The following is a 21,366-nucleotide window of genomic DNA, read 5'->3' on the forward strand; positions in this document are numbered from 1 at the left end:
TAGCTGGTTGTCGGTCTTTGAAAGCATAATGTTACCCAACGAAGTAGGGATAGAAATCATGGCAAATAGCCAAAAAGATAAGAAGAACCCGACCGTAGTACCCACCACTGAAGAAGCCAAAGAATTAATCCCTGCAAATAACATTGCCGAGGATCAAGGCCAGGGACTGACCACCGTTGCCGACCAGGTAGTGGCCAAAGTTGCCGGTCTCGCCATCAAAGAGATCCCTGGAGTTTACGATCTGGGTAACTCCGCTGCTCGCGCCCTGGGGGCTTTGCGTTCCAAAGTTGGCGCCTCGGAGAGCATCACCCAGGGAATCTCGGTAGAAATTGGGCAGACCCAGACTGCGCTGGATGTAGTGCTGATTGTGGAATACCCCTACCCGGTACACGAAGTGGCCGACAAGGTACGGGAAGCTATTTTCTCGGCGGTCGAAGGGCTCGTGGGGCTGGAAGTTACCGAGGTAAACATTAAGGTTACGGATGTGCACGTACCTGGCAATGAAGACGATGAAACAGACGAAGACGGGAAAGACAAAAAGGATCTGAAGTAACCCTCGCCGGAAAGGAAAATAAGATGACCACCATCGCCGGTATTTTTTGTGGTGCTTTTCTGGCATATATGGCCGTAGCTCACGGATTTTTCGGATTCTTAGTCGCCGTTTTGTTTATGGCCGTCGGAGCAGTATTGGGCAGGGCGGCTTCGGGAAAGCTTGATCTGAAAGGCGTGGGTGAAGCCCTAATCGGCAAGCACACTACCACCTCCGACTAAGAAGGAGGAGGCTCATGCATTCCGATAAGGAACCATCAGAGCTTGCGGGAATCACTACGGTCTCTGCACGCGCTATCCAAACCATTGTGGCCGCCGCTACCGGAGATCGAATCAGGGTTCCCAATGAGCTGATTAAAGTTAGCACCCATGATGATCAGGGATTATTGGGGATAGATATTTCTTGCCCTCTAGATTATCGCGCCCTGGATACCATCCTGCAGACCCCGGACACTTCGGTGTTTTCACTGGCAGGTGCGGCTCGGCAAGATATCGTTACCCGCGTTAGTCAGATCGCTGGAGTAAAAGTGGGGCGGGTAAACCTGAGACTAACCGGACTCTACAAGCACCAGGAACGGAGGCAGCTGCAATGAGTAAACAATCCAGCAAATCCGGACCTTATGTGTCTTATCTCGTCCGGCGGGAAACTCATTCCTCCCGCGCTTTAACCAGCGTTATTTTAGCGATCATTATCGTTGCCGCTCTCGGCTTTTTAACTACCGAGGGCGTACTCGCCCTGTCGGGGAACGAGCCTCTGCTCGTAAATCTAGCTGAGATGTGGCGACAAGGATTTGCGGCTCTAAGTGACAGCCACCGCCCCCTAGCAATTATCTTAGGAGTGCTACTAGCGCTCTGCGGGTTACTCTTACTAGCTAAAGCGGTACTGCCGGGTACTTTAAGTAAACACGCGCTTGGTGACGAGCGCGCTGCCTATGTGGTGGATGACGCGGTGGTCGCCGCCGGGATTTCCCTTTTAGTGCGTGAAGAAGCCGGTCTCCCCCCAGGAGCCGTCTCTACCGCAGTTAGCAAACGCCGTTCGATAAGCACTATCACTCCCACTACTGGGCGTCCCCTAGACCAAGAACAAATGCAGCAGTTAGCCACCACAGAAATCGCTTCCTGGCAGCTGCGACCGCGGTTAAAGACCGCAGTTAAGGTCGCTACCGTAGGGAGGTTGGAAAAGTGAAAAAACTACCGCGAGCTTTGAACCGTATTTTGTTATTTGTTTTTGGTTTACTGTTTCTAGCCGCCGGAATTTCGATTACCTCCGGCGCGACCTCGCCCTCGATTCACCGTCAGATACTTGACTACCGCTCTAAAGTGGAGTCGGGTTTTACCACTCTGACTAGACAGTCAACTTTCCAGGTGCAAGGAAGAGAGATCTCCTCGTTCCAGGCGGGTGCCCTAACCTTGGTAATCATAATTATCCTGATGCTAGTTGTCTGGATATTTTCCCAAGGGGGCGGCAAGATCCGCTCATTGGCTTTAAATAAGGCCGGCAAAGAATCCAAAAAAGAGGGCGAGATTACCGCCGAACTGGGGTTAATCCGAGACATTGTCGAGGAAGAAATCAGTGACAGCCGCTGGATCTCGTCTTTGAAGGTGGCTTCTTGGGACGTGAAGAAACAGCCCGGACTATTACTTAGTGCCGCAGTTTTTAAGGGAGTGAACCCTCGAGAGGTAAAAGCAGAGCTTGACCGGGCAATCGCTAAGCTTGATCAAGTTTTAGGAATAAAAATGCCCATTCTGGTGCGGATAACCACGAATTGGCGAAGCAATTTAGGATCTGCGGATCGCGTAGATTCCGAAAAATAAAAGGAGAAGAAAATGGGACTAGACGACAAGATTAAGAACACCGCTGAAGATCTAGGTGGCAAAGCTAAAGAAGCTGCTGGCAAAGTTAGCGGAGACAAGAACGTAGAAGCCGAAGGAAAAGCTGACCAGGTCGGAGCCGAAATCAAAGACAAAGTTTCTGACTTTACCGATAAAGCCAAGGATATGGCCGAAGAAGCCGGCGCTAATCTGAAGGCTGCTGCCGAAAAAATCAAGGAAGGTTTCTCTGACGATAAGTAAATCCAGGGAAAACTAGACTATAAAATAACTAATGCAAGGATCGGGAGGCGTTAGCCTCCCGATCCTTTTAGGTCTACTTGCCTAATGCTCGCTTCCGGCAGCCCCACAGGCAGAGATTTCTAGGTCTGCCCCGATTAATCCAGGTGGGAAGGAGAAACCTTAGTTTCGTCGCCAATGCGCATATCCGCAATCTTGCCGGCTGCGCGTAGCTCTTTTAAGCGCGGAACTACTCGCCGAGAAATCCCCCAAGGATCAATCGTGTTTAGATAAATACGGGTGCCGCCCTCGAAACCTGCCAGGGTAGAAATCCGCCATTTAACCAAAATCCGCCACCGCATGGGAGTGGAAACTGATAAGGGACGGTGGTACCACTCTTCATTACAAGGAACATCGGCGCCGGTAGCCGCATGGATCGCATGCAAAATATCAGAAACCGCCCGCGTCTTCTTTTCTCCGGCATCCCAAGGATTACAGGGTTTACCGAGCGGCCAAACCGCGATCGTGGGATAACGGTGCCCTACCCCAGCCATCGCAATCGCGTCCTCGTTTTGCGCCAGGATAAGGCCGCGAGTAGCCCGAATCTTCAAGATGGTGTGGTATATATCGGGATCTTTGCGTAGACGTTCGCGTTCCTGCGTGGTCTGAACCGGAAATTCGTCAATCGCCACCAGTTGCTTATGGAGGTGATCGAAACTGGCACCCGCCGGTTTTAGCCAGTTTTGGAAAGCCGCCACATACTTGACTGCCGGATCCAGGTCGTAGAGCTCTCGCAGCGCGCTGGCGGTGAAGGCAGTATAGGCATGATGTTCCTCCGGAGTGAGGGTACCGGCCGAAGCCAGCTGAGAGGAATCAGTCGCTCCCGGAACAAAATGCCGATTAGCCACAATCAGATCATGTCCACCCGAGAAGAAAGAATTCGCTTGCCCCAACATTTCCGGTTCACTGAGGCTATTTATCTCCTCGTCATTCATCCCGTATTGGTGCAGTTTAGCGCGTACTACCCGCAGCACATGGTCATACCCGGTAGGGGTAGAAAGATATTCCGCCAAATGTTGGCGTTCCTTCTCGGAAGGTTCATGACCATGATTCAGGTGCCAGTACTGGTAGGAAACGATCTCAAATAGGTTGGGAATCCGGCGAAAATCTGCCGGATATTTGCTGAGCTGCTCCGCGGATAGCCCCTCAACCATCCGAAAACTACCACAGCTAGTAGTCTTATCTTCCGGAAGCTCCTGATCCCCCAGTACAATCCGAGATTTTTCGGGTGGGGTTTCTAAATAGCGGTCAGAGCAAAACGCACAAGTAGAGGTATGGTCTTGGGCGCTAATAGGCGTGGGGTTAACCTGCGGCTTAGAAAGCGGGCGATGCCCCCGGCCCGGGACAGTCCACACCTCGGTTCCAGTTAACTGATTTCGTTGCTTAACGGTTCCATCTGCCAGTTTAACTAACGCCCGTGCGGCTGCTGCTTCCTCTTTTGCCATACTTCCACCCTAGTTGCCTCCGGCTACTTTTTCGCCCACTCCCAGCGCGTGTAAGTCAGATGCGTTAAATGCTGGGGGTCTGGTTTATAGTGAGCGAAAGGGAAGGAGGTCAGTTGATTAAATATCTGGGGTCAAAACGTAACCTAGTACCCGCTTTAGGAAACATTGCTAGCGCTGCCGGTGCGCGCAGCGCTCTCGATCTTTTTTCCGGTACCACCCGGGTTGCCCAAGAGTTTAAGCGTCGCGGGATCTTCACCACTGCCTGCGACCTGGCCTCCTATAGTTATCAACTGGCGCGAACCTATATTGAAACCGATGCGGACACCGTTGATGTCGCTACCTTGCGCACCCATCTAGACGCCATGAGCTCCCTGGAAGGTAAAGAGGGTTATTTCACCGAGACTTTTTGTCGCCAGGCGCGCTTCTTCCAGCCCCACAATGGAAAGCGCATCGACGCTTGCCGGGATTACCTGATTGACCTGCAAGATGATCCGTTATTCCCGATATTATTAACCTCCTTGATGGAAGCCGCCGACCGGGTAGATTCCACCACCGGAGTCCAGATGGCCTATCTGAAAAAGTGGGCGCCGCGTTCCTATAACCAGTTAGAACTACGTTTGCCGCAGCTGTTGTCCGGCAAGGGACAGGCGCTGCAAGGCGATGCCCTGCAGCTAGTTGACCAGGTACCGACAGTGGATCTCGCCTATCTCGATCCCCCCTACAACCAGCACCGTTATTTCACGAACTACCATATTTGGGAGACCCTGGTGCGTTGGGACTCCCCGGAAGCCTACGGGGTAGCGCGCAAACGGGTCGATGCCCGCGGCGATCAGCACCGCTCAGCGTTTAACTCCAAGCGCACTATGGCGCAAAGTTTCTTTTCTCTGCTTACCCGGGTACGAGCCAAAACCATCGTGGTTTCCTATAATGACGAGGCTTGGATCGACGAGGACGAGATGGTTAACGCCATCTTGGAGGCCGGCTTTCCCCAGGTAAAAAAGTTTGGATTTTCGCAGCGCCGCTATGTGGGGGCAAAAATTGGGATCTATGATCCGCGAGGGAAAAAAGTGGGCAAGCCGGGAGCGGATCGTAATACCGAAAATGTGTTTGTAGGTGGCAGCAGTGCGACCGTTTCTCAGATCAGCGCGGCTTTACTCCCTTAAGCTGTCCGGTAGTTAGCAGTTTTTAGTATTGGAGCCAGCCCTTAGCTTGCTGGGAGAGCTGCTCTAACAGAGATATTGCCTCTTGCGCCCGCGCTGCCGGCACCATCAAGTGATCATGATGCAGGCCAGATAAAACATTGCAAGGAATAGATTGGCTGGCCAGCTGGGAAGCTACAGTAAACGTCAACCCGGTTTCTTCGAGGGAAACGTCGCAGTCCAAAGTAATTCGACGATAGATCTTTTTCCCCGCGGCCAAACCCGCAGCTTTTGCCTGTTCTAAGGGCACGATTGAGGTGAGTCCTTCTTCCTCTCTTATCTGCGCAAACGGCTCTAACACCGCGGGCAACCCATCCCGCTCTGACAAGAACACATACTTGCCATACATATGGGGATGCAGCTTAGACAATGCTAGATCAAAGTCAGAATACGAACTCATAGTTTTAAGGTAGGGGGCTAAGGCCTGTCCGTGCTTTCTAGTCTCACACTCCGGTCGATATTTTCCGGTTTCAGCAGGTAAATACCAAAATTTTCAGGCGGTATTCAGCAACTTGTTTTAAAATACTGGCTCATTAATCCGGCCGCGAAAAGATCGGCTTCCGCCCGACCCCTTTAACCTTAATCCCGGCTTAAAAATCAGGACATCCGTCGATAAACACTCATCACTGCCCGTGCCACCGCCGAGGGCGCTTCTAAAGGCACCAGATGCCCCGCGCGGGGCACCGAAACCACCCGGGTGCCGAGCGCCTTGGCCATCGCCTCGGCTTGCGCAGCAGTGGAGTTTTGATCTTGTTCCCCCCGAACCACCATTGCCGGTATTTGTGCTCGTCCCAGGGTCTCGAGACGGCCAGGACGAGCTGCCAAAGCACGCTGCGCCCAAGAGATGGCCTCCCCGGGTGCCTCGTTAATCCATTTTTCCATCAGCTCCGGAATCTTAGGGAAATCCGTGAGAGTCTCTTTGGCCAACATAGTGGGAATAGACTTCACCAGTTGTTCCTGTGCCCTGCCTACCAAGGCACCGACTGCCATTTCTGTGCGCGCAGCCCGGGCGGCCGGAGTATCGATATCGGCTTTGGTCCCCACGAGCACTACTCCGCCCACTAGACGCGGGTGCCGTTCAATCATCGCCTGTGCAGTATATCCCCCCATAGAGTTACCGCACACTAGTATTTTTTCAGCCCCTTCTGCACGAACCGCCTGGGCTACATAATCCGCATAGATTTCTAAAGAGGGCGGATCTAACGGAATCGGGGAATGGCCAAACCCGGGAGGATCAATTGCGATCACCGGTACGCCCTCGAAACGACGCGCCACCCCTTCCCACATCCGATGGTCATAGGGGAAAGCTGCTAATAAAACTACTGCGGGAGTGCCCGCCATTCTATGCGCATCACGCGTAAAGATAGCCACGTTCATATTCCCCATCTTCGCACAGCTCGGCGGACAGGGTCGCATAAACTGGCGTGATAGTTACGGAATTATATTTTCCGGTTTCTGAGAAACTCCCTAACGGGGAAAGCTCTAGAGGCCGCGTTCCCAACAGGAGCGGTGCCAGTGGCGACGCTGGTCTAGACCAGCTTGGGTACCGAAAAGAGAGTCGGTTCGCCAAGCCACCACATGTGCTTGTCCTACCTGGATCTCTTGGCTGCACCCGGGGCACAGATAGGTCTTACGCGCCTGGGATAGGTATTGCACCTTAAATTCGCCATCTGGACGGGAAACTGCCCGCGGCATGGAAGCTAAAGATTCCATCCGTAGCGGACGATGCTCCCCCCAGGGACGCTTACGAGAGCGCCTAGCCACTTAAAATACCCGGGATCCGCGTTTATAAACTTCCATAGGATTCAAATCTGCATCGGTGACCAGCAAATCAGCGAATTTCCCGGGAGCCACTTCCCCTAACTGAGGGTTGCCTAAGATTTTTGCCCCCTGCCTGGAAGCACAATACACCGCATCTACCAGCGGGATTCCTGCTTTATGGGCGATTTTAACCTGATTGATCAGATGGGAAGTTCCCCCCGCGAGGCCTCCCCCGCGCTGGCTTAAAGTGGCTACGCCTTCTTTGACAGTTACCGCTTGTCCGCCCAGGACGTAGTCACCGTCGCCCATACCGGTCGCCGCCATCGCATCGGTAACAAATACCATCTGTTCGCGCCCGATCAGTTCATAAACATTACGTATTAAAGAGGGAGCTACATGAGTGCCATCGGCGATTAGTTCTACGATTACTCCGCCGCCGGCTGCATCCGCCAGGATCTCCGGAACCGGTCCGGGCTCGCGGTGATGTATCGGTGCCATGCCGTTAAATAGGTGGGTTACCGTGGCGTGCGCGCAGCGGGCATGCGCCGCATGTTGCAGGGTTTGTCGTACTTCTACCAAGGCGTCCCGCATCTTCCCAGAACTGGTATCGGTATGACCAAAGGAGGGAACTGCCCCACCCGCGATCAAGGTTTCGGCCACTCCGGAAGGCCCCATCGCATAGGGTTTTTCAGGCGCGAAAGTCATCGACACCGCATAACCGCGCGAGGCAATCAACAGTTCGCGCGCTAAAGGTGCATTCGGGGCTTGAATATGGGCGGGATTTTGGGCACCGCAATGCCCTTGAGCGATGAAAGGGCCTTCAAAATGGATACCCGCGAGTTTACCCGCCTCGCACATTCCGGCCAATAATTCTGCTTTTTCGCGCAATACCATCGGGGATTGGGTAACTAGGGAGGCTACCAGAGAAGTAGTTCCCCAGCGTAGATGTTCAGCCACTGCCGCCAACGCCTGGTCTTCAGTTTGCGCATCGGGGAATGAAACCCCGCCACCTCCGTGGCAGTGCACGTCGATCAACCCGGGCAGCACGTAGCGATCGTCGCTAGGAGCAGTGGCTGCCAAAATTTCGTCACCAAAACCAGCTTCCTTAGCGGCAGTTGATTCCCCGATCCACACAATGGCATCTCCGGAAACTACCACTGCCCCATCGGTAATGATGCGACTCGCGGTTACTACTCGTCCGCGGATGGCGAATACTTCATTCATAGCTACAATGCTCCTGCCCGATAAGTTGTATTGTCATTGCTTAAAACAGGCGCGATTCGGCGTCGTCTACTCCTCGCATGCTATCGTAATCCAAGGTTAGACAGCGAATCCCCCGATCCTCGGCAAGCGTTCTGGCCTGCGGTTTGATTACTTGTGCCGCAAAGATTCCCCGAACTTCCGGCATAATCGGATCGCGAGAAAGCAAATCTAGATAGCGGGTAAGTTGTTCGACGCCGTCGATTTCCCCGCGCCGCTTGACTTCGATAGCAACATGGTTCAGCTCCGGGTCAAAGACCAGCAAATCCACCGGACCTACCGGAGTGGGATATTCCCGCCGGATTAATTCCCATCCAGATCCCAAGATTTCCGGGACTTGGGCAGCTAGCAGCTCTTGTAAGTGCGCCTCCACCCCGTCTTTTTGCAGTCCGGGATCCACCCCCAGCTCGCAACTGGTTTCCGAGAAAACCTCCCCGATCCGCAGCTTCAGCTGATCCCCAGTTTTCGCCGATTCTACTAGCCACACTTGCTCTACCCCGGCAGCCTCGTCCTCGGGCGGTACCGGTAATTCTTCGATAGTAGCCGGCCCCGCCATCCAGTTCAGGGGTTTATAGGAGCCTCCATCGCAGTGAATCAGCACCGAAGAATCGGCTTTCACCATGATCATGCGAGGCGCCATTGGCAAGAATGAGGTTAGACGACCGTGGTATTCAACGGAACAATTAGCGAAAAGTACGCGCATGGGAATCTATTCTAGGCTATAGGCAAACATGGTTCACCCGATCGATTATGGGGTTTACAAAGCCCTTTACCAGGACTGGGGAATTTCGCGAGGAGGAGCCGCCTCTGCCCAGGATACGAGGCCGGCGTGGTCGTCCTCGGAAAGAAACAGCCAAAAACGATGTGTATTCACCGTGACCGGTACCGCTACGTTCCGTATCCCTTTTTTGGACAGGTAATTGTGGACTTTCCCTAACTCTATCTGCCGGCGTGGCCAGGTTTTATCGGGACGGAAAGAAAGACCCGCTGCCTTATACCAGTTCAAAGACTCGGCCTCATAGACTGCGCAGCCCTCGGTCCATCCGGAGGTTACGTCCGGTCGATAGGAGCACAAAAAAGCGCCCTGACGATATAACCGGTTCATGCGCCACAGAAAATATGTCGCTATTAATGCCACTAGGGCGGCAATCACCAAAATGATGAGCAGAAGAACTTTGAGCGCCGTCATGGCCTAACTATATCGCCTAAAACCAAATCTTTTTCGGTTTACAACCCATCAACGACGATGGTTACCTTATCCTCGTCAACGGAAACAAATCCCGGAACTACTTCAAAAACCCGGGCATCCGGGTCGTTCTCTTTCATCCCGACTTTAACTTTTCCCGCGGTAATAGTACCCAAAAAAGGGAGGTGACCAGGCAAAATCCCCAGCGAGCCTTCGGTAGTGGGCAGGGAGACGAATCCCGCCTGCCCACTAAACAGCTCCCCAGAGCGGGTAACTACTTTAACCGAAAGCGAACTCATTACGCCGCTTCCTTTTGTAGCTTCGCCCAGTTGCGCTCGAGATCCTCGATCCCACCAATATTGAAGAACGCCTGCTCCGGAATGTGATCGTAGGTGCCTTCACAGATGCGCTTAAACGCCTCGATGGTTTCCGCCAGCGGAACCGTGGAGCCTTCGACCCCGGTGAATTTCTCTGCCATATAGGTGTTCTGCGACAGGAACTGCTGGATCCGGCGCGCCCGGTTGACGGTGAGCTTGTCCTCTTCAGAGAGCTCATCCATGCCTAGGATCGCGATAATATCTTGCAGTTCTTTGTTCTTTTGCAGAATCGACTTCACCTTAGTGGCTACCTCATAGTGTTCTTTACCCACATAGGTGGGATCCAAAATCCGCGAAGTCGAAGACAAGGGGTCAACCGCCGGGTAGAGACCACGGGAAGCTATGTCACGCGATAGCTCGGTAGTGGCGTCCAGGTGTGCGAAGGTAGTTGCCGGAGCCGGGTCGGTGTAGTCGTCAGCAGGCACGTAAATCGCCTGCAGCGAGGTAATCGAGTGTCCCGCCACCGAAGTAATCCGCTCCTGTAGGAGACCCATTTCATCAGCCAGGTTCGGCTGATACCCCACTGCCGAAGGCATGTGCCCGAGCAGGGTGGATACCTCGGAGCCGGCCTGGGTGAAACGGAAAATATTGTCGATAAACAGCAACACATCCTGATGCTGCACATCCCGGAAGTATTCCGCCATGGTCAGACCGGTTAATGGAATGCGCAGACGCGTCCCCGGAGGCTCATCCATCTGTCCGAAGACCAGTGCGGTCTTATCAAAGACTCCCGCTTCATCCATTTCATGGATGAGGTCGTTACCCTCACGAGTACGCTCACCCACGCCCGCGAAGACGGACACGCCGCCGTGATCTTGGGCTACACGCTGAATCATTTCCTGAATCAACACGGTCTTGCCTACGCCTGCCCCACCGAAGAGGCCAATCTTTCCGCCCAGTACATAGGGAGTGAGCAGATCGATAACCTTAATTCCGGTTTCGAACATCTGGGTCTTAGATTCCAGCTGATCGAACGAGGGCGGATCGCGGTGAATCGGCCAACGTTCTTTAATATCGAGGGTCTCGCCCTCTTCCAGGTTGAGGCAGTCGCCGGTCACGTTAAATACGTGTCCCTTGGTAACATCGCCTACCGGAACCGAAATGGGAGCTCCCGTATCGGTTACCTCTTGTCCGCGCACCAACCCATCAGTGGGCTTAAGCGCTAGGCAGCGCACCACGTCGTCCCCTAGGAACTGCGCTACCTCCAAGGTGAGCTTATGCGGAGCGGCTTCCCCCTCAATCTGGATCATCGTCTCCAGCGCGTTGTACATTTCCGGCAGATGATCCGGTGGGAACTCCACATCCACGATCGAGCCGATCACCTGGGAAACCCGTCCCACGCCCGTAGTCCGTTCGGTATCACTCATTAGAGTCTCCTTATTCCTTTGTTTCCTCTAGCGACCGGCGGCCAAAGCTTCTGCCCCGCCGACGATCTCCGTTATTTCAGTAGTAATTTCTGCCTGACGTGCGTTATTAGCCAGGCGAGTGTAACGCTCAATCATGTCCTGGGCGTTATCGCTTGCAGTGTGCATTGCGGTTTGCCTGCTGGCGAGCTCACTGGCAGCTGCTTGCAGCAGCGCCGAGCGAATCCGCGAACGCACATACATGGGCAAGATCTGGTCTAGAACGGCCTCTGGGCTGGGCTCGAACTCGTATAGCGGGGGTACCTTGCTCTGCGGCTCATCCAGGTTGATATCCATCTCTTCCGCTTCTTCTTCCGAGATGACCTCCAGTGGCAACATTTTGCGCACTATCGGAACCTGTTTGACCATGTTCACGTAACGGGTGAATACCAGGTATACCTCACAGACTCCCTGGTGAATCACATCTGCCAAGAAAGCGTCGGTAAGGACATCGGCGATCTCGTAAGATTGCTCGATGGTGGGAGAATCCGAGTTACCACTCCAGGACTGTTCCACCGGAACTCCGCGGAAGCGAAAGTAACTTTCGGCCTTGCGCCCATAGGCGTAAAGCACCGGCTCTTTACCCTGTTCTTTTAGCTGATCCACCAGTTTTTCGGTTTCCCGCAAAATAGAGGCCGAATAAGCTCCCGCTAAACCACGATCGGAGGTAACACACATGACTGCTACCCGATCGGTATCCAGCCGCTCCCTGGTGATCGGATGATCAAAGGAAGAGTGTATCGCTAAAGCCGCCAAAGCCTGCGTGATTGCCGTATCGAAGGGCGTGGACTGAGTGGCAGCTTCGCGAGCCTTCCCGATCCGCGAGGCCGCGATCAGCTCCATAGCATGAAAGACCTTGCCCAGCGTCTGCGTGGCCTTGATCTTCTGCTTATATATCCGCTGCTTTCCGCTCAAGGTTAATCCTTTTTATCTTTCTTGTTGTGGCGATCTACCACCAGTTTTTCGCTATCGTGCTCAGCTTCGGAAACTTCTTCTGGAATATTAACTTCCGATTCGAGAACTCCCTGGGAAGAAACGAAACCGCTACGGAATTTTTCGACCGCCGCTTTTAAGGCTTGCTCCGTATTGGAATCGAACTGCCCAGTTTCTTTGATCTTGGCGGGTACATCCGAGTTCGCATGCAGATAAGCCAGCATCTCCGACTCGAAGCGGTGCACATCAGAAACCTCAATATCGTCCAGATATCCGCTGGTTCCTGCCCAAATCGAGCAAACCTGATCCTCAACCTCATAGGGAGTTGCCTGCGGCTGACGCAGCAATTCCATCAGCCGCGCACCCCGAGTTAGCTGCCGCTTGGTGGTGGCATCCAAATCGGAAGCGAACATCGCGAAAGCCTGCATATCGCGGTACTGTGCCAAAGTAATCTTCAAAGTACCAGAGACTTTCTTCATCGCTTTGACCTGCGCATCGCCGCCTACACGAGAAACTGAAATCCCCACGTCCACCGCCGGACGCTGGTTCGAGTTGAACAGATCCGACTGCAAGAAAATCTGGCCATCAGTAATCGAAATGACGTTGGTGGGAATATAGGCCGACACGTCATTGTCTTTGGTTTCAATCAAAGGCAAGCCGGTCATCGAGCCTCCGCCCAGCTCATCCGAAAGCTTGGCGCAGCGCTCTAGCAGCCGCGAGTGCAGGTAGAAAACATCACCGGGGTAGGCTTCGCGCCCCGGCGGGCGACGCAGCAATAGAGAAACGCTACGGTAGGCTTCTGCCTGCTTGGACAGATCGTCAAAAATGATGAGGACGTGCTTACCCTGGTACATCCAGTGCTGACCGATAGCCGAACCGGTGTAGGGTGCCAGATATTTGAAGCCGGCAGAATCGGAAGCGGGAGCTGCCACGATGGTGGTGTATTCCATGGCTCCGGCGGCCTCTAACTGGCCGCGTACGCTGGCGATGGTAGAACCTTTTTGACCAACCGCCACGTAAATGCAGCGCACCTGCTTGTTGGGATCACCACTTTCCCAGTTCTCGCGCTGGTTAAGTACGGCGTCAATCGCAATCGCAGTCTTACCGGTCTGGCGATCCCCAATGATCAGCTGCCGCTGACCGCGCCCAATCGGAATCATAGAGTCGATGGCTTTTAGACCGGTCTGCAGGGGCTCGTGCACGGATTTACGCATCATCACCCCGGGAGCCTGCAGCTCCAAGACTCGGCGTCCTTCGATATCCCCAATCTCGCCCAGGCCGTCTAGGGGCTGCCCCATGGGATCAACCACGCGCCCTAGATATCCGTCACCCACAGGAACGGATAACACCTCTCCGGTACGGCGCACCGGTTGGCCCTCTTCAATACCAGAAAAGTCCCCTAGTACAATCGCGCCGATCATGCGATCTTCCAAGTTCATTGCCAATCCGGTGGTGCCGTCAGCGAACTTGAGAAGTTCATTCGCCATTGCCCCCGGCAAGCCCTCAATCTGCGCGATACCATCAGCCGCCATCACTACATGCCCGATTTCGTCCTCGGTAGAGCGAGTGGGCTCATAGGAGCTTACGAAGTCCGCGAGGGCGTCACGAATCTTCTCCGGTTGGATTTGAAGTTCAGCCATGAAATTGCCTTTTCCTAACGTTCCGGTACTACCCGGCCAGTTTCTGCTTTGTTTCTTGAATGATGGTAGCCAAAGAGCCATCGAAAATTTGGGAACCCACCCGAACTTTCATGCCCCCTAGCACCGAAGGTTCTACGCTCACCTGTAGGTGAATGTTTTTTTGATAGCGCCGCGACAAGATGTCCCGGAGTCGTTCTGCTTGAGCATCGGCAAGCGGCGTCGCCACCTGCACCGTTGCCACCAGAGCATCTCCGGCAGCTGCCAGGTCACGACGCATATGACGCAAGTTTCCGGTTAGGGAAACCGAATTCTCAAGTTTGCCATCCCGACTAACTGCACTAACGGCGCGGACTGCCAAAGTTGTTGCCGGCCGTGACAGACTGGAGCCGAACAGTTCTTTTAGCAAGCGCACTCGATATTTGGAGTCTCGATTACGATCCGAAAGCGCGGAACGTACCTGCTGATTAGCGCGCACGAATCGTTCCAAAGCAAATATTTCGTCCGCAATCTCGATGGCTTTACCCTCGATTTGAGCACCGCATTGCACTGCGTATTCACCGAGACTTTCAATCACGGTGGGCAGTTCTTGGGAGCTGGGAGCCGCGCTAAGAGCAGTCTGTACTGTAGTCACCGCTACTTCTGACAGGTTATCCGCCAAAGCGGCGAGCAATCCCGCCCGATCTTGGTGGTTACGAGCCGGATCGGTGAGCGCCAATGCAATCCTAGTTGAGCCTTGCACCAGGTCAGAGAGTACAAAGAGGTCATCTGCCCAGTCGTAAAAACTGTGAGCAGCTACGCCCGTTTGCTGGGCTAAAACCGCTTTGCCCTGCTCTAGGGCTTGCCTACTGGATGCTCGCATTATTTCCTAACACTTTCCTTTTCGCAGGAGGTTTCCAGTTGATCCAGAAAACGGTCAATTACCCGTGAAGACAGATCCCGATCCGCCAACTGTTCGCCCACAATATTCTCTGCTAGTTCTGCAGCCAGCATCCCGACTTCAGTCTTTAGAGAAATCTCTGCCGCTTGTCGGTTCGCTTCTACCTGCCGCTGCGCCTGAGCGCTAATGCGTTCAGCTTCCTGGGTAGCTTGGGCTTTCGCTTCCGTCACAATCCGCTTTGCGCTCTCTTGCGCGTCAGAACGGATTTGGGCTGCTTCCTCGTGAGCCTGTCGCAACGCCAGTTCAGATTGGGCGTTAGCATCAGCGATTTCCTGTTTCGCCTGCTCCGCCTTTTCCAAACCTTCCTTAATAGTGGTGGCGCGCTGATCGGTAATTTCTTTGTACTTGGGATAAACGTACTTCAAAATCACGAAGAAGAAGATCGCGATAATAATCGCAGACCAAACCAACTCGGGAATCGCAGGTAGCAGAATATTGTGTTCACCTGCCTCGGCCTGCTGAATCATGTTTAACATCAAGTTTCCCTTTTGCGATTAGATTAGAACAGGAAGCCGGCAACCAAACCGATCAGTGCCAGCGCCTCCACGAAGGCGATACCAATGAACATATTGGTGGTTAGGCGGCCACCTAGTTCGGGCTGACGAGCCATAGATTCCTGGGTCTTACCAATTAAAATACCGAGACCGATACCAGGGCCGAGGCAGGCTAAGCCGTATCCAATAGTAGCGATTGATCCAGTCATTGTTTTCTTCTCTTTCTTTTCTTTATTTGTGGGTTTTCCCGCTGAAAGCGGAAGTCTTTAATGGGCGTGTACCGACTGCTCGACGTAGACCGCGGTCAGCACGGCAAACACATAGGCCTGTAGGAACGCAACAAAAATCTCGAAAGCGGTTACCGCGATTGCGGCCAGGAAGGTGACTAGCGATATTACCTTCAAACCTCCGGCGGCCGTAAGTAGGAAATAGTTGGAGGCCAAAATAGTCAGCGCTAACAGCATGTGTCCGGCGATCATGTTAGCTAAAAGCCGGACAAACAAAGTGAAGGGACGAACGATGAAGGTTGAGAAAAACTCGATGGGAGTCAGCAAAACATAGAGCACTTTAGGAACGTTCGGGATAAATAATGAGGATTTAAAGTAGCCCCCAAATCCCTGTGCCCGGATTCCCGCGATGATGAACAGAAACCAGACAAATATTGCCAGTAGGAGCGGAATGCCGGCCACGGCGCTACCCGCAATATTTAGCCCGGGGATCACTCCCCCGATATTCATAAAGAGGACGGTAAAGAAGATTGCGGTCACAAAACCGTTGTATTTCTTGGCGTATTCTTTACCCATCACTTGTTCAGAAATGTTGGTGCGGCAAAAATCCAGCAGGTATTCCATAGTAGATTGTGCCGCCCCGGGGACCATTTTGGCTCGGCGCGTGTATAGGATTGCGCAGATCAGGAAAGCCACTAGCAGCACTATCCGCACCAAGGTAATGCGGTTCATCTCGAAGGGGGTACCGGCAAAAGCTATTACGTCTGGAAAAAATTCGTCAATGGTAGGTGCCTCGAAACCGCCTTGCGGTATCAGGGTGGTTAGCCCACTAAGCATCAGTGACACTATCTGTTCCCTTCATTTCTGCCAATCTGGCCGAAAACTGTGATCTGGACTCCATCTTAACGCTTAATTTCGGTCTCTGGAACGGACTCCCAAATATCTTTAAAATAACTTAGCATAGGACCTGCGTCCCCGGTAACTAGACGGGACTTTACTATAATTATACCTTGTCTAGACTTTTCCGATAGTAATTTTATTGGTTTTTGCTACCACCCGCGCCTCTCCGAGGGTGGTTAGTAAAATCGCGATTACTAACACCAGAAAAATAACTTTGCTATCCACCTGCGGCAAAGGACGCAGTAGCGCTACCGCCACAATAACTATGACCAGTTTCACTAAATAGGCTCCAAAAACATAGCCGCCGGTGCGTAGAGGATCACGCAATACCAGCCGGTTAGCCCCGATCCCCACTGCCGCCACCACCCACATGATTACCATGGCAGCTAGTGCCCCTAATGCTCCTGGCCAAGAACGAAATATTCCTGCCACCGGTACGGCAACCAGGGTCATAATCGCCAATATCGCCACGACAACGCGGTTTCCTTTTCGAATAGCCATACGTGCCCCGTAGCGATCGGAAACTGCACAGACTTCCGACCCCTGCGATTCCCGCCTGCTAGCGCCACTGCGCGCGGCGCTATCATCACTTCCTGGCGTTTCTGCGGAGAACCTCTCGGCGTCCTCGGTCATTGTTCCTCCTTTTCACGCGCGTGCCGGGGATAAGAATTGAAGCCCCTCGCATAATAGCTACGCAATCCCGGCAAGTAGGAAATGGTAACAATCAGACAGGTTATCCCCCCTAGCAGCGCCAACATTAACTCCGCAACCCAGTCGAGCTTTAGCAGACAAACTGCCAGTACCGAGAAGTAAAACGCCCATAGGTACATCACCAACACCGCCCGGCGATGTGAATGCCCCATTTTCAGTAAGCGATGATGCAGATGCAGACGATCTGGTTTGAAAGGACTTTGGCCATTGGCCAAGCGACGAATCACCGCCATGATCATGTCAACAAAGGGCAGAGCCATCACCGCCAGCGGCAAAAGCAGCGGAATCGCTGCCGGCAGGAATTGCGAGGTACCTAGGGAAACTGGGTCTATTTGTCCGGTGACCACGATAAACATGCAGGAAATGGTGATTCCCAGCAACATCGATCCCGAGTCACCCATGAAAATAGTGGCGGGATGAAAGTTAGAGGCCAGGAAACCTAGGCAAACCCCCACGATTACGATTCCGATCATGGCAGCAAAAGAGGCGTAACTTTGGGCGTTGGTGAGGCGAATCAATAGATAAGAATAGATAAAGAACGCTCCGGCTCCGATCAAAGTGATCCCGGCAGCCAAGCCATCGAGCCCGTCCACAAAGTTAACTGCATTAGTAGAAAACACTATGATCAGCACGGTTATCAGAATCGACATCTTGGTCGAAGGTATAGTCATGCCAAAGATGGGGAATGAAACCACTTGAATGCCCTGCCAAGCAACCGCAGCTGCGATTAAGACCTGGCCAGAGAGCTTTGTCCACCAGTTTAAGTCGTAGATATCATCTACTACCCCTAGTAACGTGATCGCAATCGAACCAAAGATTAGTGCCCATACTTGGGGATCGGCGTAAAACTGGGAAAAATAAGGCATTTCCCGGGAAATCAAAAACGCCCCGATTAGTCCGCAAAGCATGGCTACTCCGCCTAGTCGCGGAGTGGGAACCTGGTGAACATCACGCTCTCTTACGGGGGTCAAAACGTGAAGTGCCAGGGATATCCGGCGCACTATCGGGGTCACCAAGAAAGTAATCGCGCAGGCGATTACCCCAAGTAACAGATAGGCTTTCACGGTCTCTCCCTATTGTTTCGCCGCTTGCCCGGCCACCAGCTGTAGCTGCCGGGGCGGGATTGCCCCGCTACGCAGCACCGAGTATTCTGCTTCCTCTACCTTAACTATGGTGGAGGGTTCCCCAATCTGGCTACGTCCCGCGTCGAGGTATTCGGCAACCTTATTTCCGAAATATTCTTGCGCTTGCGGCACCGTTTGCGCAGGCGGTAACCCATGCAGATTAGCTGAGGTTACTGCCAGTGGCCCGTTTTCCTGCAGTAATTGCAAAAGATCCCTTTGATCAGGCTGTCGTACCGCCACGGTTCCTCCCGTTACCCCCAGGTCAAGCGGTAAATCTTTTCGCGCCGGAAGCACCACAGTCAGAGCGCCTGGCCAGAATTTCTCCATAAACGCTCTGGCCAAAGGAGGAATTTCAGGCACCAATGCAGCCGCTTGCGAAATACTGCTCACCAGCACCGGAGAGGGAAAATCTCGCCCCCTACCCTTAGCGGTAAGCAGCCGATCTACTGCAGAAGCTGAGAAAGGGTCTGCCGCGATCCCATAGACAGTATCTGTCGGAACTACCAGTAGTTTTCCGGCCGCGATCAAGCTTTTTAGAGTGACGATATCTTGTTTACTTAGCGGAGTTCGCATACTTGCATATTAGCGTTTTCGGCTCTGTTTACGCCCATAGGTCACCACTGCACTTCCCACCCAAATGCAGAACAGTGAAAATCCAGTCAACCAAATATCGCGCTGGCCTCCGGTTTTGGCTAACTGCCTGGGGACAGCCGGGTCACTTATTTGCGGGGAAGGAGTATCCGTCTGCCCGGAAGGGGTAGCGGTAGGCTCACTAGATTTCGGGGAGGGCGCCGGTGTGGTTGGCTGCGCCCCGGCTGCAGGAGTTACTTCTTTAGAGGCAGCGTTAGGGGGACGATCAAGAGGGGCTTCCACATAGTGCAGAGTTGGTTGGGGGGACGGATCCTCAGCGAAGGCGGTAGCGGTGAAAAATATGGGTAGCAACGCTACGGCGGTTACTGTCACGACCGCGCGAAACCAAGCCACCATTTCCGCCCCTTTTTGCTATCTTCCAGCCATTTTACCTTAACGTTAGCATCATTTAAGAGACAGGTTGACCCGATTTTTACTTCCGTGCCAATAAATAACGAGGACGTCCATTGAGATCTTCTTGCGTCCTCATCTGATAAAATCCGATTTCACCAGCATATTCACGGAGCTTTTCCCCTTGAGTAGGGTCATGTTCCATCGCCAAAATTCCGTCTTTACTCAGCAACCGAAATGCTTGTTTCACGGTTTGCTTCGGGATATGGAGACCGTCTTCTCCCCCGCCCCAAAGTGCGAGCGGGGGATCCTTTAGTGCTTCTGGTTGCGTAATTGTACCGGGCGGCACATAGGGCGGGTTACTAACTATCAGATCGAAACTGCCCACCTGCTCTTCCCAAAGGTCAGGTTCGGCAACATCTGCGCAACTCACGGTAATACGCTGCGCTAGATCTGGATAACGTTCCAGATTTTTCCGCGCGACCCCCAAGGCTTTTTCGCTGATCTCCACCATAAAAACCTCAGCTGAAGGCAATTCGCGGGCAAGGGTAAGAGCAATGGCACCCGATCCGGCGCATAAATCCGCTGCTAACCTTGCTTTCCGCGCCCCCTGCGGGCGCAGGGCTAGTTCTACAAGATACTCGGTTTCCGGACGCACAATGAAAGCATCGGGACTAGAAAACAAGCGGAAGGAACCAAAAAACATCTCTTTTAATAGGTGCTGCAATGGCTCATGGGCGCAGCGCCGTTCTACAAGTTCCCGGAAAACCTGCGTTTGAGCGGGAGTCAAAACCTGGGGGGCAAACAAAAATTCGTTGGCTCCACAGGCGGCACAATATAGAGCCATAATTTCTCGCGCCGGCTCCATGTCAGCTGCCGCATAGTGCTGGTGCGCCCAGCTAAATGCCTGTTGGCGGGAGAAACCGGCCTCGCTCATCAGCTAATCCGCGCAGCGCCTATTTATCCGACTTTCCGGAAAGCTGCTCTAGCCGATGTTCCTCGTCAAGTTTGATGGCCGAGTCGATCACCGGTTCCAATTGCCCATCAAGAACTTGGTCGAGGTTGTAAGCCTTGTAACCGGTGCGGTGATCAGCAATCCGATTCTCCGGGAAGTTATAGGTACGGATACGTTCGGAGCGATCCACCGTACGTACCTGGGAATGACGCTGCTCTGCCGCCTCTGCTTCCCGTTTTGCATCTTGTTCTGCTTTTAAGCGTGCTCGTAATACCCGGAACGCGGCTTCGCGGTTTTGGATCTGTGACTTCTCGTTTTGCATACTCACCACGATTCCGGTGGGAATATGGGTGAGCCGCACCGCGGAATCGGTGGTATTAACCGACTGTCCACCCGGTCCGGAGGAGCGGAATACATCTACCCGCACCTCGTTGGGGTCGATCTCTATCTCCCCTGCGTCTTCTACCTCCGGCATCACGAGCACCCCGGCAGCAGAAGTGTGAATACGCCCCTGCGACTCGGTTACCGGTACTCGCTGCACCCGGTGCACTCCCCCCTCATATTTGAGGTGCGCCCAAACCCCGTCCTCAGGGGCCACGTTTCCTTTGGCTTTAATCGCGATCTGAGCATCTTTTATTCCCCCGAGGTCATTGACGGTAGAGTCCAGAACCTGCAGGCTCCAGCCTTTGGCTTCGGCGTAACGTTCATACATGCGCAGCAAATCCCCAGCGAAGAGGGCGGACTCGTCCCCACCCGCACCTGCTTTAATCTCCATAATGACGTCACGAGCATCATCGGGATCACGGGGAGCCAACACTTTACGCAACTTATCTAGCGCCTGACTTTCTGCCTGCTCCATCTGGGGAATCTCGGCGGCAAAGTCCGGGTCTTCTTTAGCTAGCTCTTTTCCGGCCTGCAAATCTCCCTCGGCACTCTTCCAGGCCTCATAGGCTTTCGCTATCTGTGCTAGTTGGGTGTGCCGGCGACCGATCTTACGTGCCTTTTGCTGATCCTTTTGCACTTGCGGATCGCCCATCTTCATTTCCAGTTCAGTTTTTTCTGCGATTAGAGCCTTTACGGCTTCCTCGTCAATCGGCGATCCCACAGTTGCTCCTTATTAATCTTCGCGAACTGACTTCTACTCTACGTTGCCTACGGGACGAACCAAAAAATGG

The 21,366-nt window shown here is 53.4% G+C and carries 28 protein-coding genes; 7 read left to right on the forward strand and 21 right to left on the reverse strand.

All coding sequences use genetic code 11. The annotated features are described in order from the left end of the window. Positions 1 to 58: 58 nt before the first annotated feature. From F605_RS09275 to F605_RS0101760, 6 genes are read left to right on the forward strand one after another with little or no spacing between them, the layout of a single operon-like run. Complete coding sequence (locus tag F605_RS09275) at positions 59 to 553, forward strand: Asp23/Gls24 family envelope stress response protein (RefSeq protein WP_081639128.1); 495 nt, start codon at positions 59 to 61, stop codon at positions 551 to 553. A gap of 23 nt (positions 554 to 576) precedes the next feature. Beyond that, complete coding sequence (locus F605_RS0101740; RefSeq protein WP_022864192.1) at positions 577 to 771, forward strand: hypothetical protein; 195 nt, start codon at positions 577 to 579, stop codon at positions 769 to 771. 14 nt (positions 772 to 785) lie between these two features. Continuing rightward, a complete protein-coding gene (locus F605_RS0101745) occupies positions 786 to 1,142 on the forward strand; it encodes a hypothetical protein (RefSeq protein WP_022864193.1) in 357 nt (118 codons plus the stop codon). Next, positions 1,139 to 1,735, forward strand: a complete 597-nt coding sequence (locus F605_RS0101750; RefSeq protein WP_022864194.1) for a hypothetical protein — start codon at positions 1,139 to 1,141, stop codon at positions 1,733 to 1,735. The genes F605_RS0101745 and F605_RS0101750 overlap by 4 nt, the downstream gene beginning before the upstream one ends. After that, positions 1,732 to 2,364 carry a hypothetical protein gene (locus F605_RS0101755; RefSeq protein WP_022864195.1) on the forward strand — a complete coding sequence of 211 codons (633 nt, stop codon included), beginning with the start codon at positions 1,732 to 1,734 and terminating at the stop codon, positions 2,362 to 2,364. Before F605_RS0101750 ends, F605_RS0101755 begins: the two co-directional genes overlap by 4 nt. A 12-nt stretch (positions 2,365 to 2,376) precedes the next feature. Beyond that, positions 2,377 to 2,622 carry a CsbD family protein gene (locus F605_RS0101760; protein WP_022864196.1) on the forward strand — a complete coding sequence of 82 codons (246 nt, stop codon included), beginning with the start codon at positions 2,377 to 2,379 and terminating at the stop codon, positions 2,620 to 2,622. A 134-nt stretch (positions 2,623 to 2,756) separates the two neighbouring features. Here the strand turns inward: F605_RS0101760 and F605_RS0101765 are convergent, their stop codons facing one another. Next, entirely contained in the window at positions 2,757 to 4,103 is a 1,347-nt protein-coding gene (locus F605_RS0101765) for a DUF4921 family protein (protein ID WP_022864197.1), read from the reverse strand. Between the two features lie 89 nt (positions 4,104 to 4,192). Here F605_RS0101765 and F605_RS0101770 point away from each other — a divergent pair, with 89 nt between their 5' ends. Then, positions 4,193 to 5,266 (forward strand): DNA adenine methylase, encoded by a 1,074-nt coding sequence (locus tag F605_RS0101770; protein WP_244865150.1) that lies wholly within the window; start codon positions 4,193 to 4,195, stop codon positions 5,264 to 5,266. A gap of 22 nt (positions 5,267 to 5,288) precedes the next feature. Here the strand turns inward: F605_RS0101770 and F605_RS0101775 are convergent, their stop codons facing one another. From F605_RS0101775 to prfA, 20 genes are all read right to left on the reverse strand, one after another. Then, positions 5,289 to 5,702 carry an ACT domain-containing protein gene (locus tag F605_RS0101775; RefSeq protein WP_022864199.1) on the reverse strand — a complete coding sequence of 138 codons (414 nt, stop codon included), beginning with the start codon at positions 5,700 to 5,702 and terminating at the stop codon, positions 5,289 to 5,291. A gap of 197 nt (positions 5,703 to 5,899) precedes the next feature. Further along, positions 5,900 to 6,673: an alpha/beta fold hydrolase gene (locus tag F605_RS0101780; protein ID WP_162138265.1), complete on the reverse strand. Its 774-nt coding sequence runs from the start codon at positions 6,671 to 6,673 to the stop codon at positions 5,900 to 5,902. Positions 6,674 to 6,784: 111 nt separating this feature from the next. After that, entirely contained in the window at positions 6,785 to 7,066 is a 282-nt protein-coding gene (locus F605_RS0101785; protein ID WP_022864201.1) for a hypothetical protein, read from the reverse strand. Beyond that, the gene (locus F605_RS0101790; protein WP_022864202.1) at positions 7,067 to 8,287 is read right to left on the reverse strand and encodes an N-acetylglucosamine-6-phosphate deacetylase; all 1,221 of its coding nucleotides are present in this window, start codon (positions 8,285 to 8,287) and stop codon (positions 7,067 to 7,069) included. A 40-nt stretch (positions 8,288 to 8,327) separates the two neighbouring features. Continuing rightward, positions 8,328 to 9,026 carry an endonuclease NucS gene (nucS, locus tag F605_RS0101795; protein ID WP_027723501.1) on the reverse strand — a complete coding sequence of 233 codons (699 nt, stop codon included), beginning with the start codon at positions 9,024 to 9,026 and terminating at the stop codon, positions 8,328 to 8,330. A 66-nt stretch (positions 9,027 to 9,092) separates the two neighbouring features. Continuing rightward, the gene (locus tag F605_RS0101800; protein WP_022864204.1) at positions 9,093 to 9,512 is read right to left on the reverse strand and encodes a DUF2550 family protein; all 420 of its coding nucleotides are present in this window, start codon (positions 9,510 to 9,512) and stop codon (positions 9,093 to 9,095) included. 38 nt (positions 9,513 to 9,550) lie between these two features. Further along, a complete protein-coding gene (locus F605_RS0101805; RefSeq protein ID WP_022864205.1) occupies positions 9,551 to 9,808 on the reverse strand; it encodes a F0F1 ATP synthase subunit epsilon in 258 nt (85 codons plus the stop codon). Beyond that, on the reverse strand, positions 9,808 to 11,253 hold the full coding sequence (gene atpD / locus F605_RS0101810; protein ID WP_022864206.1) for a F0F1 ATP synthase subunit beta: 1,446 nt from the start codon (positions 11,251 to 11,253) through the stop codon (positions 9,808 to 9,810). The genes F605_RS0101805 and atpD overlap by 1 nt, the downstream gene beginning before the upstream one ends. A 27-nt stretch (positions 11,254 to 11,280) precedes the next feature. Further along, complete coding sequence (locus tag F605_RS0101815; RefSeq protein ID WP_022864207.1) at positions 11,281 to 12,204, reverse strand: F0F1 ATP synthase subunit gamma; 924 nt, start codon at positions 12,202 to 12,204, stop codon at positions 11,281 to 11,283. A 2-nt stretch (positions 12,205 to 12,206) separates the two neighbouring features. Next, positions 12,207 to 13,862: a F0F1 ATP synthase subunit alpha gene (gene atpA, locus F605_RS0101820; protein ID WP_022864208.1), complete on the reverse strand. Its 1,656-nt coding sequence runs from the start codon at positions 13,860 to 13,862 to the stop codon at positions 12,207 to 12,209. A 28-nt stretch (positions 13,863 to 13,890) separates the two neighbouring features. After that, the gene (locus F605_RS0101825; protein ID WP_022864209.1) at positions 13,891 to 14,721 is read right to left on the reverse strand and encodes a F0F1 ATP synthase subunit delta; all 831 of its coding nucleotides are present in this window, start codon (positions 14,719 to 14,721) and stop codon (positions 13,891 to 13,893) included. Continuing rightward, a complete protein-coding gene (locus F605_RS0101830; protein WP_022864210.1) occupies positions 14,721 to 15,275 on the reverse strand; it encodes a F0F1 ATP synthase subunit B in 555 nt (184 codons plus the stop codon). The genes F605_RS0101825 and F605_RS0101830 overlap by 1 nt, the downstream gene beginning before the upstream one ends. A gap of 23 nt (positions 15,276 to 15,298) precedes the next feature. Further along, positions 15,299 to 15,502 carry an ATP synthase F0 subunit C gene (gene atpE, locus F605_RS0101835; protein WP_022864211.1) on the reverse strand — a complete coding sequence of 68 codons (204 nt, stop codon included), beginning with the start codon at positions 15,500 to 15,502 and terminating at the stop codon, positions 15,299 to 15,301. Positions 15,503 to 15,559: 57 nt separating this feature from the next. Beyond that, positions 15,560 to 16,357, reverse strand: a complete 798-nt coding sequence (gene atpB, locus F605_RS0101840) for a F0F1 ATP synthase subunit A (RefSeq protein WP_022864212.1) — start codon at positions 16,355 to 16,357, stop codon at positions 15,560 to 15,562. 177 nt (positions 16,358 to 16,534) lie between these two features. Further along, on the reverse strand, positions 16,535 to 17,053 hold the full coding sequence (locus tag F605_RS0101845; RefSeq protein ID WP_022864213.1) for a Cg1360 family ATP-synthase-associated protein: 519 nt from the start codon (positions 17,051 to 17,053) through the stop codon (positions 16,535 to 16,537). Further along, a complete protein-coding gene (locus F605_RS09280; protein ID WP_022864214.1) occupies positions 17,050 to 18,195 on the reverse strand; it encodes a glycosyltransferase family 4 protein in 1,146 nt (381 codons plus the stop codon). The genes F605_RS0101845 and F605_RS09280 overlap by 4 nt, the downstream gene beginning before the upstream one ends. 9 nt (positions 18,196 to 18,204) lie before the next feature. Beyond that, the gene (locus F605_RS09285; protein ID WP_022864215.1) at positions 18,205 to 18,828 is read right to left on the reverse strand and encodes an L-threonylcarbamoyladenylate synthase; all 624 of its coding nucleotides are present in this window, start codon (positions 18,826 to 18,828) and stop codon (positions 18,205 to 18,207) included. 9 nt (positions 18,829 to 18,837) lie between these two features. Continuing rightward, a complete protein-coding gene (locus F605_RS0101860) occupies positions 18,838 to 19,242 on the reverse strand; it encodes a hypothetical protein (protein WP_022864216.1) in 405 nt (134 codons plus the stop codon). 76 nt (positions 19,243 to 19,318) lie between these two features. Beyond that, on the reverse strand, positions 19,319 to 20,173 hold the full coding sequence (gene prmC / locus F605_RS09290) for a peptide chain release factor N(5)-glutamine methyltransferase (RefSeq protein ID WP_051132076.1): 855 nt from the start codon (positions 20,171 to 20,173) through the stop codon (positions 19,319 to 19,321). 19 nt (positions 20,174 to 20,192) lie between these two features. After that, positions 20,193 to 21,296 (reverse strand): peptide chain release factor 1, encoded by a 1,104-nt coding sequence (gene prfA, locus F605_RS0101870; RefSeq protein ID WP_022864217.1) that lies wholly within the window; start codon positions 21,294 to 21,296, stop codon positions 20,193 to 20,195. Positions 21,297 to 21,366 lie beyond the last annotated feature (70 nt).

Source organism: Varibaculum cambriense DSM 15806 (genome assembly GCF_000420065.1).
In the GTDB taxonomy this organism is placed as follows: Bacteria; Actinomycetota; Actinomycetes; order Actinomycetales; family Actinomycetaceae; genus Varibaculum; species Varibaculum cambriense.